We start from the raw sequence: 14,745 nt of genomic DNA, 5'->3' as shown, positions 1-14,745 counted from the left end.
AAATGGAGAAATCAAATATAAAGTTATTAGGTGATGGATTTATCTCTGAAGGTGAGTATAACAATATAAAGATTATAGGAAGTGGCGAATCGGTAGGTAATATAAAAGCAAATAAAGTAAAAATAGTTGGAGATTGTAGTTTTGATGGTAATTTAGAGTTTGAAAGTTTAAAAGTAATTTCAGATGCTACTATAAAAGGTACTCTAAATTGTAAGGATTTTAAAGTAATAGGTAGCACTAGGATAGATGGAAATTTAATTTGTGATAGTCTTAAGGTAGTAGGTGACTTAGTTGTAAAAGGAACTTGTAAAATAAATGATTTAGTGGTAATTGGAGAAGTGGAGTCTTTTTATAATATAGAGTGTAACAATGTTACAATAAAAGGCGCACTAAGATGCAAAGAAAATATAAATTCTAAGTATATAAAATCTTATGGGGACTTAAAAGTAGACAAAAATATAGAATCAGAAATTATAAATATATATGGAAAGATTATTTGTAATGGCTTATTAAATGCAGAAGACGTAATTATAGCTCCAAGAGGAAGATGTAATTGCAATGAAATTGGAGCTAGTACTATAGAAGTTACAAAAAAGCATAAAGGGATTTTTAAGCCTGTTACTTTATTTGATAGAATAGGAACTTTAAGTTGTAACTTAATAGAGGGAGACAGAATAAGTTTAGAAAAATCTAATGTAAAAAACATAAGAGGCAAAGAAATTAAGTTGAATAATAAATGTAGAATTGATAATGTAGAATATAACGACGTATTAGAAGTATCATCTGATTCTACTGTAGTAAGCAGTAGCAGGATTTAAGTAGGAGGAATTATGGAAAAAAATTTAATATCTAAAAAGGAATTACTAGAAGTTACTAATATCTCTTATGGACAATTATATAGATGGAAAAGAAAAAACATTATACCTGAAGAATGGTTTATAAAAAAATCTACCTTTACAGGTCAAGAAACATTTTTACCTAAAGAAAAAGTTTTAGAAAGAATAGAATATATATTATCAATGAAAGATGACATATCTTTAGATGATATGGCAAATATGTTTGCTAAGAAAGAGAGCGATAAAAAATTTGATATAGAAAGCCTTGTATCAAAGAATGTAGTATGTGAAAATACTAAAAATATATTTGAACAAGTATATAAAACGGATGAGGTTGGAAAAAAAGAATTATTAATACTAAATATAATAGAAAGTTATTTAATTAAATCTATTATAACTATAGAAGAGTTAAAACAAATAATATCTATAATAGACAGTAGTTTTGATAAATTGTATGATGAAGACGCAACAATATATTTATTTAGAAAATTAGGTGTACCTTTTGCAGTGGGATGTAAGAGCTATAAAGATGTTTTCTTTGATGAAAATATGGTGAAAATTATTGATATTAATTTAGTAAAGGAAATAAGTGAAATAGCCAAAAAAATGGTCTAAAGGAGAGAGATACTATATATTTAAATTTATCACTTATGGATTATATCTTTTGTTATATATAATTGAGAAAAGAAAAATATAAACTAAATATTAGTAAAATATTTAGTTTATATTTTAAAAGATGTTATATATGTTTACATCTAAGTTAGCGAATAATGAAATTTTTAGATGAATGATTTGATACTTTATTATCAATCATTCATTTTTCATTCTCAAAACATTAGCTCCTAGTAATGCTAATCCTATAAAAGTAATAGATACTATATAATCGGCTGAAAGAAAATAGAATAATACAACAAAGAATATGAAATGTAATAATATTATAATTGCGTTTTTAATTGCTTGAATATAGATCACCTCTATTTAAGTTATAATAAATTAATATTTTGAAATACAGTTTAATTATAATCTTAATTATAGTCATAGTAAACTAAATGTTATATTAAATACATATTTAAAAATTCTAGTAGAAGGATAATGGATAGATTAAATAAAAGCTCTAAGGTGGTGATATTTTGAAAAAGAGGATTACATATTTTATAATTACCATATCAGTAATGTTTATGGGCTTATTATCAAGAAAATTTATGTTTATATTTCCCAAAAGTATTGCTCCATTTGTAGGTGACATGTTTTGGGCTATGATGGTTTATTACGGATTTAAGTTTTTATTTTTAAAACTAACTAATTTAAAGAGTTTTTTAGTAGCAATTATTTTTTCTTTTTCTATAGAGGTGAGTCAGTTATATCAAGCTGATTGGATAAATAATATACGAGCAACTACTCTTGGAGGATTAGTACTAGGATATGGTTTTTTATGGGAGGATTTAATAAGTTATAATATAGGAATAGTACTTGGAGTAGCGATTGATAAATTTGTTTTTAATTAAAAAATAGTTAAAGGAACATTATAATGTAATGTGCCTTTTTTAATCGCAAGGAAAATATAATATTTAAATATGTTTTTATAGAATTAAAGGAAGAATAGTATAAGAAAAAATCTAAAGAAATGCGGAGAAATTTGCCTTTTTTAGCGTTAATAATAAAATATTGGATATCTTAAATTTAATTGAAAATATTGCAAGGTATCTAATATAAATTAAAGAGAACAATAAAAAATAAAGGAGATAAACAAATGGAAGATAAATCACTTATGGAAGATTTAAAAGATTTAGGTAGACAACTTCTTTATTCAGAGGCTGAAAATACAAATACAGATACAGAAACAATAGTTGAAATTGATAGTAATGGTAATAAAAGATATGTAACAAGAGCAGGTGCAGGTCCTGAAACTCATAATACATTAGATGGTAATAGAGATTTAAAATAATAGATATATAATAAATAATAAAATGACTATAATAAAAATTATAGTCATTTTTATTATTTGATTTATTTAGTCATATTATAATCTCTTGAAAATACTAATATTGAGAATTTCAAATATGATAACAATTAAAATAGTTTTAATATAATTTAGATAAACAATTAGTAAATAGGTATTAAATAAATTTATTGATCCTTGTTTTACTACAATTAATTGTAACATTTAAAACTTAAATTATAATTTTATAAATATAAAATATAGTAATTTCAACGGGTTTAGATTATATAAAATTGATAAATGTTATCAATTTTATATAATCGTTGAATATAAAATTTTATTCAAATATAATGAATTTAGGTTCCGGAGCCTAATACAGAAAATAGGAGAATCAAATTATGTATCATGGAAGATTTAAAGGAACCCACTATGAAGCAGGATATAAGTGGGGAGCTTTACTAAATAAAAATGGAAAGACACTAAGCGACTGTCCCACTTATGATATAGAAGAAACAAAAATCCAATTTGGAAAAGAATGTAAAGAGATATTTGAAAAATATTATCCTGAGATAGTTCAAGAAGTTAAAGGAATCGCCCATGGAAATGAAACTTCCTTTGAATACTTATGTGGAATGTTATTTTCTATGTATTGTTTTGAATTTGATAATAAATGTACTTGTTTTGCCATAAATAACAAAGAGCAAATTTTATTTGGCAGAAACAGTGATTTTTTAGTAAGTCTAGAACAACTATATATGAACTGTCTTTACAACTTAGATAATGTTTACTCATTTAATGGAAATACAACAGCCTTTGTTCAAATGGAAGATGGAGTAAATGAAGAAGGTTTAGCAGTAGGTTTAACTTTTATATATCCAAAATTAAGAAAACCAGGATTTAACGCAGGATTATTAGTTAGATATATTCTTGAAAAATGCAAAACTACGCAAGAGGCAATTACAGCCATAAAAACTCTACCAATAGCCTCACAACAAACTATTACACTTGCTGATAAAAATGGCCATATAGCGGTAGTTGAATGTAACTGTGAAAAAGTGGTAGTGATAACACCAAAAGTTGGAGAAGATTTTGTAGCAACTGCTAATAATTTTAACACTACTGAAATGGAAGACTATAAAAACACTCAAATAGACGATTGGCGTTCTGGTGAGAGATATGAAACAACTAAAAATGCCTTAGCTAAGAATAAAGATAAGTATGGTCTAGATTTTGCTATGAATTTACTTGGTGGTAAGTATGGGTTTATGTGTCAATATGATAGAAAAACTAATGCTGATACTGTTTGGTCAGTAGTTTATGATTTGAAAAATAATCAAATTTGGAGGGTAGAAGGCAACCCTGGTCGTAAGAAGTTTAAGGAAGATATCCGTTTTAAAATAAAATAGTTTAATAAAAGTACAATCTATCTAATAAATTATATAGAACTTAGTGTATATAATAGTAATAGATATAAGCAGGAGCATATGCTCCTGCTTTTAGTGTTCAATAAAAAATGTATTATTTCTCTCCCACTGTAATTATACCATAAATAGATTCTTTTTTTAAGACTAGGAATATATCTCCATTTCTATATAATTGATAGAGTGAATTAAACAAGTTAATTTATATAATAAAGGAGGATATACTATGAGTCTAAATAATTATGAATGGAATCTCGAAAATGAGTGGTTGCAAAAAGTTCTTAAAGAAGCTAAAAGACAACTTGATGAAAAACGTAATGCTAAAGATAAGTTAGAAAAAGAGGCTCGAGAAACACAAAGAGAACTATGGAATGACTTAGGATCTATTTCTATAGAAAATGGATTAGACCAACTTTCAGACTTCATGTCATTTATGGATACTATGAAAAATCAGAAAAGAAGCCATGAATTTACTAAAAAACTTGAAGCAAAGTATGAAAAAATGCTCGAATCTCCTTATTTTGGTCGAATTGACTTTGTTGAAGAAAATGAAGATTTTACTCAAAAGTGTTATATTGGGTTATCAAATCTTATTGATGAAGATTATGATTTTCTTGTGTATGACTGGAGAGCGTCTATTTCGAGTATGTTTTATGACTATGAAATAGGCCTTGCAAGCTATGAATGTCCAGAAGGTAGAATCTCTGGAGAAATTACTGGTAAACGACAATATAAAATCAACAACGAAAAAATTGAGTATATGTTTGACAGTAACCTAAGTATTGATGATGAAATGCTACAAGAAATTTTGAGTAAAAACTCTGATGATAAAATGAAAGGTATAGTTACAACTATTCAAAGAGAGCAAAATCAAGTAATTCGTAATGAAGATTGTAAGCATTTAATTGTTCAAGGAGCCGCTGGAAGTGGTAAAACTTCTGTAGCACTTCATAGAATTGCATATTTACTATATAAACATAAAAATAGGATAACACCTCAAAATATAATAATATTTTCTCCAAATAATATTTTTAATGACTATATTTCAAATGTATTACCTCAACTTGGTGAGGATAATATGTATCAAACAACATTTAAAGATTACATGCATAAAGAGTTAGGTAACGAATTTAAAAAAGAGACTTCTTCTCAAATGATGGAATATATACTTGATTCTAATGAAAAATTAACATATCAAGATAGGATTAAAAATATAAAGTTTAAAACATCATTAGAGTTTATGAATATTCTAAAACAATATATAAATGACTTAGAAACAATATCTAGAGATTTTGAAGATATTATTGTAAAAGGTAAATTAATAATTTCATCAAAAGATATACAAAATCTATTTATAAATGATTATTCAAATTTACCAGTTAAGAGAAGACTTCAAAAAATAAAATCAAGAATAATGTTTATTGTTGAGCCATATGAAAAAGCTTGGATTGATGAATTATATCAAGAACTTGATGAATCTGGAGAGTTTATAGATAAAGAAGAAATGGTGGAGAAAAGCACTTCTATTGTAAAGCAAAATCTAAAGGACACTTATGATAAAATTTCAAAAATGACAGAGTTTAATTTAATTGAGATTTATAAAGATCTATTTAAGAATTTAAGTACAATTTCAAATAAAATAAATATTGAATATGATAAGAATTTTATAGACCATATAAAGACTTATACAATAGATAACTTAAATGCAAAGATTATTTATTATGAAGATCAGGTTGCATTTTTATACTTAAAAGGGGCACTTGGGGATATCTTAAATACGTCACAAATTAAGTATGTGATTATAGATGAGGCACAAGACTACACACCACTACAATATGAAATATTTTATCAGCTTTTTAAATCTGCCAATATGACTATATTAGGAGATATAAATCAATCAATTAATCCATTTATGAATGTTGGAAATTATAATAATATTTATAATATATCAAAGGATGATACTTGCATAATAAACCTAACAAAAAGTTATCGTTCAACAATGGAAATTACTAAATTTTCAAGAAATATTTTAAATGAAAATGTAAGTGATGAATATGTTGAAAGACATGGTGAAGAGCCTAATGTTATTGGTTTTACAGATAAATATTATATGAATAAAAAGCTTATTGAAGATATAAAAACTTACAAGGAAAAGAATTATAAATCTGTTGCTATTATTACAAAAACCGCACGTGAAGCTAAAGGTGTATATAGCTTGTTAAAAGAAAATGATATTGATGTAGTATCTATAACAAAAGATGATGATGATTATAAAAATGGTGTATTAGTGATACCTTCATATCTAGCTAAAGGTCTTGAATTTGACGTAGTTCTTATTTATGATGCAAGTAATAAAAATTATAACAGTGAAGATGAAAGATTACTATTTTACACTTGCCTAACAAGAGCCCTTCATGTGTTAAATATATATTATTTAGGAGAAGTTACTTCTTTATTAAACTATAAATATTGAGAATATAATAAAAACTGTACATGAAAACATATTTTTATGTACAGTTTTAAATAGGTCATTTTTAATTTAAAATAGTATAGGTAAAAATAATAATTGCATAAATATATGCGAAAACATATGAGATATAATAGAATACTCCAAGCCTTTTTTCCAATATACATATCCAAATAATATTCCTGCAAAAGCATTCATAAATATAATTCTAAAAAGTACAATAGACGTTACATTAAAGCTTAAATAAGCTGCAGGTAAATGCCCTAGTCCAAATACTAAACTTGATATTATTATAGAAATCCAGTAAAAACTTTGTGGGATATCTTGCTTATCTTTTTTTCTTGCAAATATTTTATATAATATAAAAGTAACTAGTGACATAAAGAATAATCTTAGCATGATTTCTTCAACTATCCCACCATACACTATTCCAGATAATAAATATAAAGGTGAAAATGTAGAAGTTGAGTTAGCTATCTCTGGAATTAATTTAGCAAATACGAACTTTTCAGATAAAGTGATTACTGCTGCATTTATAAATCCAAATAATATTGCTAGTTTAGCACTACCTAAGTTAAATTTATACTTTTTCTCAGTGAATATAGTTTGTAATAAGCCTTTGTTTAAGTTTGTTGCTCTAGATAGTTTTAATCCTAAGAATCCTAAAATAAGTCCATATAATATGGCACTTTGAATTGTAAATATACTTATGAAAATTTCCTTAGACATTCCCTGAAGTTGCTCAGGGCTTAAAAGTGGAAGTTGATATAATCCTGTCAATAACCCCCCTAATCCTGCAAAAATCATAAATATAAAACTTACTTTTAAGTCATTTTTATTTAATATTTTTTTATCCAACATACTCATATCCCCTTTAGAATTTATTTTTATAGTTGTTATATATAATATATAACAACTATAAAAGATGTGCAACTATTTTTAATTATGTTAAATTGAAATGTTTTCAAAAGATATTGAATAATTAACATCTTATTTTTATAGCATAAATACTATATTATATACTATTATTTAATTAATAAATTAAAAGGCTAGTGGTAGTTATAAATATTTTTGAAGAATTAAATAAGTATTACGAAGACTACGATGAAGATAGCAGATTAATAAAAGATAAGGCTCATAATGTTGAGTTTATTACAACAGTTAATTATTTAGATAAGTATATTAAAAATGATAACAAGATATTAGAAGTTGGAGCAGGTACTGGTAGATATTCTTTTTACTATAGCGAAAAAGGGATTAATGTAACAGCTTTAGAGTTATGTGAAAAGCATATAGAAATAATGAAAAATAAATCTAGTTCTAGTGACAGTAATATAGAGATACTTCAAGGAAATGTATTAGATTTAAGTATGTTTAATGATAATACATTTGATGTAATTTTGTGTTTAGGACCTTTGTATCATCTTACAAGCAAACAGGATAGAGATACTTGCATAAAAGAGTGTGTAAGAATATTAAAACCTAAAGGTATATTAGCTGTATCATATACGAATAGACTTTCTCAATTTATAAAGATGGTGAACCGAAGCAAAGATAATGTAAATGATATAGAACTTAAAAGAGTAGTAGAACATGGTTGTGAATTTGGGGATTCAAGAGATGTATTTTATTTTTCAAATTATGATGAAATTGAAGCTCTAATGAGCTCTAATTCAATGGAAAAGTTGCATCATTTAGGTACTGATGGAGTATCTGATTTACTTAGAAATGAAGTTAATCGATTTGATGATAATGAGTTTAATTTATGGATTAAATATCATTTAGATACTTGTGAAGATAGAAGTATTATAGGATATAGCATGCACGGCTTATACATAGGGAGTAAACTTAAAAAGTGAGGGGATAAAATGCTAGATAACAAAGGGTTTGACATATGGTCAAAAGAGTATGATGAAAGTGTTGAAAAAAGTTCTAATGAATATCCATTTGATGGATATTATAATGTGTTAAATTATGTATACAATTTAATTAAAAGTAAAGAAGACATTAAATTATTTGATATAGGGTTTGGAACTGGATTACTAACAAATAAATTATATTCAGATGGAGCAAATATTTACGGTATAGATTTTTCACAAGGTATGATTGATATTGCACAGAAAAAAATGCCTAATGGAAAATTTATAAAATGGGATTTTAGCTTAGGTATACCTTCTCAACTAGAAAAAGAAAGATTTGATTATATTATATCCTCTTATGCAATTCATCATTTGGATAATGATAAAAAAGTTGAGTTTGTAAGTAAGTTAAAAGATTTATTAAATGAAAATGGTAAAATAATAATTGCTGATATTGCATTTAAGACAGAAGATGAATTAATTAATTGCAAAGATATAAATAGCAATAAATGGGATGAAGATGAAATATACATGGTTGAAGAAAAAATTGTACCACAATTATTTAATAAAGGCATTCATTCAACATATACACAAATTTCTTCATGTGCAGGAATTTTAGAAATCCATTAGAATTTTTAGAGTAAATACTTTATTTTATGACTAAAGATTAGTAATTAAAAGAGTTATGTGGAGGATATTTATGAAAAAAATAATAATAATTATTTTTATATTCTCAGCAATTATTTTATCTGGATGTAGCACATCCATTGGTAGAGAGAAAACACTAGAAAATAAAAAATGGATAGGAGACATAGACTATATGGATGAAAATATAAGGCTAAGACATCCGGATTTATTTAGATACATCACAGAGGAAACATGGAATAAAAATCTAAGAAAACTCAAATCAGAGGTCAAAAGACTATCAGATATTAGCATTTCTTTAAGAATAGCACAGATTATATCCTCAATAAATGATGGGCACACAAGCACAGATATATTAAATTTACTAACACCTATAGGTAAGGAAAAAATAACTATTGGGGAAATTTTTGAATTTCCAATTAGATTTGAATACTTTGATGATGGATTAAGGGCTATAAAGTGTGATAGCCAGTATAAAGATGTATTAGGATATAAATTATTATCTATAAATGGTATACCTACAGATGAAGTAATAAAAAAGGTTTCAACTATTATGAGTTACGATAATGATCAATTTGCAAAGGAAAGAGCAAAAGAGTATATGCCAACATATGAATACCTAAAATTTTTAGAAATAGTTGATAGTGATGAAGCGCAATATGTATTTGAAAATGATAAAAAAGAAGAAATAATAGTAAAAGCTATAAAAAATGAAGACGTAAATTATATAAACCTAAATAATAAAAAATCTAAAATAAGTGAAAAAATAAAGGAACAAAATGATTTTTACTGGTTTAAAGAGTTTAAGGAAGATAATTTGCTATATTTTAAATATAATAAAATTTTTACAAACCAAGGACCTAATATTGATAAAGAAAATGCATCTAATTACCCAAATTACTATGACTTTCACTATAAACTTATAGATAAGATAAATAATAATAAATTTGAAAAGCTTGTTATAGATTTAAGAGATAATCTAGGAGGAAAGTTGTCACTTGTTGATTTTCTTATACATGAATTAAAATATAAAATTAATTTAAAAGGTGAAGATATATTTGTTGTAACAGGTAAAAAAACAGGTTCAGCAGCTGTGATTTTAGCATTTAAATTACAAAGTGAATTAGGTGCAACTGTAGTTGGTGAGGAAACAGGTGGAAATGTAAATATGTTTGGTACTGAAGGTGAGTTTATAACATTACCAAATTCTAAGCTAATTATTAAACATCCTAGTAGCAGTAGAAATTATAAAGAAGGGCATGTTGGAGGAATTAAACCAGATATAGAGATAAATCAGAATTATGAAAATTATTTAGATGGAATAGACGATTGTTATGATTATATAAAAAATTTAAAATAGTTTCATAGATATAATTAAGTATCATAGACTTTGATTTCTATGATACTTAATTTATTTATATATTTTATCTTGTATTTTTCAAGCTATAATAAATCTTATCGTTATGTTTAATATTGTACTCAAATCCACACTTTTCAATTACTTTTTTAGACTGAATATTATTTTCAAAATGAGAACATATAACACAATCTAGCTTTTCTTTATTAAATGCGAAAATAAGAAGTATTTTAATTGCTTCAGGCATAAATCCTTGACCCCAATAGGCTTGAGATAAAACAAACCCTATTTCTTTGGAACCTTCACATATTCCTTCTACTGGTTCATGCAGTTCAATCCATCCTATTACTTTACTTATTTCTTTAAGTTCAATTGCCCATATTGAATTTGCTGGCTCTTTGACAAATTTTTTTAAAGTTTCAAAGCTATCATTCAAATTAGTCCTTGCATTAAATCCAGCTAGATGTGCAACTGATTTGTTAGACATAATTTCATGTAAATCATCTAAGTCAGATATTGCCCAAGTTCTTAAAATTAATCTATTACTTTCCCATATATTCATTAAATAATCCCCTTTTAAATAATATATTAAAAGTATAGTAGACATAGTAATTAAATGAAAGTACTCATTACAAAGTAATTACTATGCTCTAAAAATATATTTTAAAATTATGATAAAAACCTAGAGATTAATTTAAAATATAATTTTTCATGTATTTTAATATTAGCTTATAAAAATTATAATAGATTTATAATTAGTTAAAAATAATTTTGATGAATTCTAAGTATTATTTTTTATATCGTATTTTCTAATGTAGTCGTTGAAATACCATGGTTATATAACAATCAGAGTAACTTAATTAAATTTTTCATTAAAAAAATATTTAAAAAATGATTGACTTTTAAAATATATCATATTATTATTTATATAAATTCATACCAAATTAGTATGTTATAAATGCATTGAAAAAGTAAAGTAGCGTTTTGGAAAATCACAGAGAGGAAAACATTGGTGAGAGTTTTCTATTTAGAAGAAATGTGAAGTGCACTTTGGAGCAGAAGCTCGAATTAACAGTAGAGTTCTCCGGGATCACCCGTTATAGTGATTAGGCATGTTAGTGCTGGAATTTTCGAGCGTAGATATATTTTTTATATCTAAATTAGAGTGGAACCGCGAGTATACCTCGTCTCTATTAAATTAGAGACGGGGTTTTTTTGTATTTAAAAAACTAATTTTAAAGTTGATGATATAGGAGGTAATAGACTTATGAAATATAAATTTAATGAGGTAATAGACAGAAGTAATAACTTTTCAGCAAAATGGTCAGAGATGGATAAAAAATATGGGACTAATGAAATTTTACCTATGTGGGTTGCTGATATGGATTTTAAAACAGCACCTTGTGTAATAGATGCCCTTAGAGAAAGATTAGAACAAGGAATTTATGGTTATACAACTAGACCAAATTCTTATAATGAGTCAATTGTAAATTGGATTTTAAAAAGATTTAACTGGAATATAAAAAGTGAATGGTTAATTTATAGCCCTGGTGTTATACCAACTATAAGTTTAATAATTCAAGAAATGACTAGTAAAAACGACAAAGTAATGATTCAAGAACCTGTATATAGTCCTTTTAATAGTGTTGTAAAGGATAACGAAAGAGAACTAGTTATAAGCCCGTTAAAAAAATTAGAAGATGGAAGTTATGTTATGGACTATGAAGATATCGAGTCTAAAATCAAAGATGTTAAATTATTTATCCTTTGCAATCCTCACAATCCAGTTGGAAGGGTTTGGACAAAAGAAGAACTAAAAAGATTAGGTGATATTTGTATTAAGCATAATGTAAAAGTTATTTCAGATGAAATACACAGCGATATAATTTTTAAAGGTTATAATCATACACCTTTTGCTTCAATAAGTGAAGAATTTGCTCAAAATAGTATTACTTGTATGGCACCTACTAAGACATTTAATATAGCAGGTTTACAAATGTCATATGTAATACTTCCGAATAAAGATGATTATAAAGCATTAGATTTTGCATTTGCTAGAATTGATATAAGAAGAAACAATGCATTTAGTTTAGTTGTAACAGAAGCTGCATACAATCATGGTGAAGATTGGCTAGAAGAACTACTTGAATACTTAGAGGGAAATATGGACTTTGCTATAAAATACATCAAAGATAATATGCCTTCTCTTAAAGTTAAAAAACCTGAAGGAACTTATTTATTATGGGTAGACTTTAGTGAATTAGGATTAAACGAGAATGAACTTAATAAAGTTTTAGTTGAAAAAGGTAAGGTTGCTTTAAACAATGGTTCATCTTTTGGAGTTGGAGGTTACAATTACCAAAGAATAAATCTAGCTTGCCCTAGATCAATGGTTAAAGAAGCTTTAGAAAGAATTAAAAAAGCTATTTTAAAATAAATATATTAAAAATCGAAAGGAAATAAAATCATGAGTGAAAATATAGAAAAAAGAAAACCTACATTTAAATTTGCAATGTTAGTAATGATTGCTATTATAACTTTAACTACAGTTGGTATGGTTGTATTTAAAGCATCTATAACTACAATGTTTTTATTATCTTGGTTAATAGTAGTGCCTGCTGCTATGAGATTAGGATACACTAACAGTGAAATAGAAGAATTTGGATTTGAAGTTGGAAAGAGTGCTTTCCAATCTAATATAATTATACTTTCTGTTGGAGTTTTAATTGCTACTTGGATTGCTGGTGGTACAATACCAACAATAGTTTATAGTGGTCTTACAATAATAACGCCTAAGTACTTTTTACTTACAGCATTAATATTATGTTCTCTTACATCATTAGCTACAGGAACTTCTTGGGGTACTTTAGGAACTTCTGGTATAGCATTAATGAGCATTGGTAATAGTATGGGAATTCCTGCTGGTCTTACAGCTGGTGCTATAATATCTGGTGCATTCTTTGGAGATAAGATGTCTCCATTATCAGACTCTACAAATCTAGCTGCTGCTATTTGTAAAACTGATGTAATGACACATATGAAGCATATGATGTTTACAACTGTTCCAGCTTATCTAATATGTATAGTTTTATATACAGTTATAGGATTAAAATATGCTAACAATTCCATAGATTATAATCAAATAAATCAAATAAAAGAAGTATTAAGTTCTACATTTAATATTGGATTTGTATCTTTAATTCCTATAATATTTTTACTTGTATTATTATTACTTCAAAAACCACCTATAGTTTCTATATTATCATCTGCTGCTCTTGGAGGTTTTATAGCAGTAGTTCAAGAAGGTCAAAAAGTTGGAGATTTATTAAACTATGCTCTTAATGGTTACTCTATAGAAACTGGAATTACTTATGCAGATAAGTTATTAAATCGTGGGGGAATAATGAGTATGGCTGAAACGGTACTATTAGTATTTATAGTCTTTATAGTAGCTGGAATACTACAAAAAACAGGATTCTTAGAAGTGTTATTAAAACCTATGATAGATAGAATTGGTAATTCTAGAGCTAAGTTAGTTGGATCTACATTTGTTGCAAGTTATTTTGCGAATGCTTTTAGTTCTTCTATGATGTTTACATCTGTATTTGTTGGAACTGTAATGTCTCCTTTATATAAAGAATTTAAATTAAAACCAGAAAACTTATCTAGAATAATAGAAGATACGGCTACACTAGGTGGAGCGTTAATACCATGGAACTCTAATGCAATATTTACTAGCCAGACGTTGGGAGTTAGCCCATTTGAGTTTATACCATATTGTTTCTTAAATTGGATAACTCCAATAATATCATTTATATACGGTGTTACTGGAATTACAATGAAAACTTATGAAGAACAAGAATTAAAAAATACAGCTATCTAAAATAGTGTAAGTATATGTTATTTTTAAGTGTTGTAAGATAAGGAGTAATTTTATATGGAATTTCATTATTATTATTTAATACAAGATTTTTTAGGAGTTTTATTATGTTTTTTAGGTATTAGAATGGTCTATTTATGCTTAAGAATAATTTATATAAAAAGTTTTTCAAAAAACTCAATATTATTTTTAATTAAGTACAGTTTATTTATACTAGCAGGAGCTAATCTATTATTTAATAATTTTGAACTTAAACCGTGGATTTTAAGTATAATTCTAATTATTACTTCTGCTATTATTACACTAAAACATAATAAATTAAGCAGTTAAATATGTGCTTA

General features: G+C 26.1%; 13 protein-coding genes and 1 other annotated feature. Of the genes, 11 read left to right on the top strand and 2 right to left on the bottom strand.

Annotated elements, in window-relative coordinates; all coding sequences use genetic code 11:
- Nucleotides 1-2: 2 nt before the first annotated feature.
- From JNUCC81_RS10500 to helD, 6 genes are all read left to right on the top strand, one after another.
- Complete coding sequence (locus JNUCC81_RS10500) at nucleotides 3-818, top strand: polymer-forming cytoskeletal protein (RefSeq protein WP_454093422.1); 816 nt, start codon at nucleotides 3-5, stop codon at nucleotides 816-818.
- Between the two features lie 12 nt (nucleotides 819-830).
- A complete protein-coding gene (locus JNUCC81_RS10495) occupies nucleotides 831-1,451 on the top strand; it encodes a YhbD family protein (RefSeq protein WP_454093421.1) in 621 nt (206 codons plus the stop codon).
- 515 nt (nucleotides 1,452-1,966) lie between these two features.
- Nucleotides 1,967-2,341: a ribosomal maturation YjgA family protein gene (locus JNUCC81_RS10490; RefSeq protein ID WP_454093420.1), complete on the top strand. Its 375-nt coding sequence runs from the start codon at nucleotides 1,967-1,969 to the stop codon at nucleotides 2,339-2,341.
- A gap of 245 nt (nucleotides 2,342-2,586) precedes the next feature.
- The gene (locus JNUCC81_RS10485) at nucleotides 2,587-2,781 is read left to right on the top strand and encodes a hypothetical protein (protein WP_208333509.1); all 195 of its coding nucleotides are present in this window, start codon (nucleotides 2,587-2,589) and stop codon (nucleotides 2,779-2,781) included.
- A 392-nt stretch (nucleotides 2,782-3,173) separates the two neighbouring features.
- Entirely contained in the window at nucleotides 3,174-4,181 is a 1,008-nt protein-coding gene (locus JNUCC81_RS10480; protein WP_454093419.1) for a C45 family autoproteolytic acyltransferase/hydolase, read from the top strand.
- Nucleotides 4,182-4,422: 241 nt separating this feature from the next.
- Nucleotides 4,423-6,669, top strand: coding sequence for an RNA polymerase recycling motor HelD (helD, locus tag JNUCC81_RS10475; protein ID WP_454093418.1), 2,247 nt, complete (start codon nucleotides 4,423-4,425; stop codon nucleotides 6,667-6,669).
- 66 nt (nucleotides 6,670-6,735) lie between these two features.
- On the opposite strand, the gene JNUCC81_RS10470 is transcribed toward helD, so the two are convergent.
- The gene (locus JNUCC81_RS10470; RefSeq protein ID WP_454093417.1) at nucleotides 6,736-7,524 is read right to left on the bottom strand and encodes a CPBP family intramembrane glutamic endopeptidase; all 789 of its coding nucleotides are present in this window, start codon (nucleotides 7,522-7,524) and stop codon (nucleotides 6,736-6,738) included.
- Between the two features lie 191 nt (nucleotides 7,525-7,715).
- On the opposite strand from JNUCC81_RS10470, the gene JNUCC81_RS10465 reads away from it, so the two are divergent.
- From JNUCC81_RS10465 to JNUCC81_RS10455, 3 genes are all read left to right on the top strand, one after another.
- Nucleotides 7,716-8,522 carry a class I SAM-dependent methyltransferase gene (locus tag JNUCC81_RS10465; RefSeq protein WP_454093416.1) on the top strand — a complete coding sequence of 269 codons (807 nt, stop codon included), beginning with the start codon at nucleotides 7,716-7,718 and terminating at the stop codon, nucleotides 8,520-8,522.
- Nucleotides 8,523-8,531: 9 nt separating this feature from the next.
- Nucleotides 8,532-9,152 carry a class I SAM-dependent methyltransferase gene (locus tag JNUCC81_RS10460; RefSeq protein ID WP_454093415.1) on the top strand — a complete coding sequence of 207 codons (621 nt, stop codon included), beginning with the start codon at nucleotides 8,532-8,534 and terminating at the stop codon, nucleotides 9,150-9,152.
- 70 nt (nucleotides 9,153-9,222) lie between these two features.
- Nucleotides 9,223-10,527 (top strand): S41 family peptidase, encoded by a 1,305-nt coding sequence (locus JNUCC81_RS10455; protein ID WP_454093414.1) that lies wholly within the window; start codon nucleotides 9,223-9,225, stop codon nucleotides 10,525-10,527.
- A 64-nt stretch (nucleotides 10,528-10,591) separates the two neighbouring features.
- Here the strand turns inward: JNUCC81_RS10455 and JNUCC81_RS10450 are convergent, their stop codons facing one another.
- Nucleotides 10,592-11,086, bottom strand: a complete 495-nt coding sequence (locus JNUCC81_RS10450; protein WP_454093413.1) for a GNAT family N-acetyltransferase — start codon at nucleotides 11,084-11,086, stop codon at nucleotides 10,592-10,594.
- A gap of 392 nt (nucleotides 11,087-11,478) precedes the next feature.
- Nucleotides 11,479-11,719 (top strand) — a binding site (T-box leader).
- A 72-nt stretch (nucleotides 11,720-11,791) separates the two neighbouring features.
- On the opposite strand from JNUCC81_RS10450, the gene JNUCC81_RS10445 reads away from it, so the two are divergent.
- Entirely contained in the window at nucleotides 11,792-12,961 is a 1,170-nt protein-coding gene (locus JNUCC81_RS10445) for a MalY/PatB family protein (protein ID WP_454093412.1), read from the top strand.
- Nucleotides 12,962-12,991: 30 nt separating this feature from the next.
- The gene (gene nhaC / locus JNUCC81_RS10440; protein WP_454093411.1) at nucleotides 12,992-14,407 is read left to right on the top strand and encodes a Na+/H+ antiporter NhaC; all 1,416 of its coding nucleotides are present in this window, start codon (nucleotides 12,992-12,994) and stop codon (nucleotides 14,405-14,407) included.
- Nucleotides 14,408-14,745 lie beyond the last annotated feature (338 nt).

The organism is Faecalimicrobium sp. JNUCC 81 (assembly GCF_053667625.1).
Note: the sequence above shows the minus strand (reverse complement) of the source record. Positions and strands in the feature narration are given on the sequence as shown.

What these genes read in the sequence shown, in the direction of transcription:
- JNUCC81_RS10500 (WP_454093422.1), top strand. Translation starts at nt 3, where the DNA reads ATGGAGAAATCAAATATAAAGTTATTAGGTGATGGATTTATCTCTGAA.
- JNUCC81_RS10495 (WP_454093421.1), top strand. Translation starts at nt 831, where the DNA reads ATGGAAAAAAATTTAATATCTAAAAAGGAATTACTAGAAGTTACTAAT.
- JNUCC81_RS10485 (WP_208333509.1), top strand. Translation starts at nt 2,587, where the DNA reads ATGGAAGATAAATCACTTATGGAAGATTTAAAAGATTTAGGTAGACAA.
- JNUCC81_RS10480 (WP_454093419.1), top strand. Translation starts at nt 3,174, where the DNA reads ATGTATCATGGAAGATTTAAAGGAACCCACTATGAAGCAGGATATAAG.
- helD (WP_454093418.1), top strand. Translation starts at nt 4,423, where the DNA reads ATGAGTCTAAATAATTATGAATGGAATCTCGAAAATGAGTGGTTGCAA.
- JNUCC81_RS10470 (WP_454093417.1), bottom strand. Translation starts at nt 7,524, where the DNA reads ATGTTGGATAAAAAAATATTAAATAAAAATGACTTAAAAGTAAGTTTT.
- JNUCC81_RS10460 (WP_454093415.1), top strand. Translation starts at nt 8,532, where the DNA reads ATGCTAGATAACAAAGGGTTTGACATATGGTCAAAAGAGTATGATGAA.
- JNUCC81_RS10455 (WP_454093414.1), top strand. Translation starts at nt 9,223, where the DNA reads ATGAAAAAAATAATAATAATTATTTTTATATTCTCAGCAATTATTTTA.
- JNUCC81_RS10450 (WP_454093413.1), bottom strand. Translation starts at nt 11,086, where the DNA reads ATGAATATATGGGAAAGTAATAGATTAATTTTAAGAACTTGGGCAATA.
- JNUCC81_RS10445 (WP_454093412.1), top strand. Translation starts at nt 11,792, where the DNA reads ATGAAATATAAATTTAATGAGGTAATAGACAGAAGTAATAACTTTTCA.
- nhaC (WP_454093411.1), top strand. Translation starts at nt 12,992, where the DNA reads ATGAGTGAAAATATAGAAAAAAGAAAACCTACATTTAAATTTGCAATG.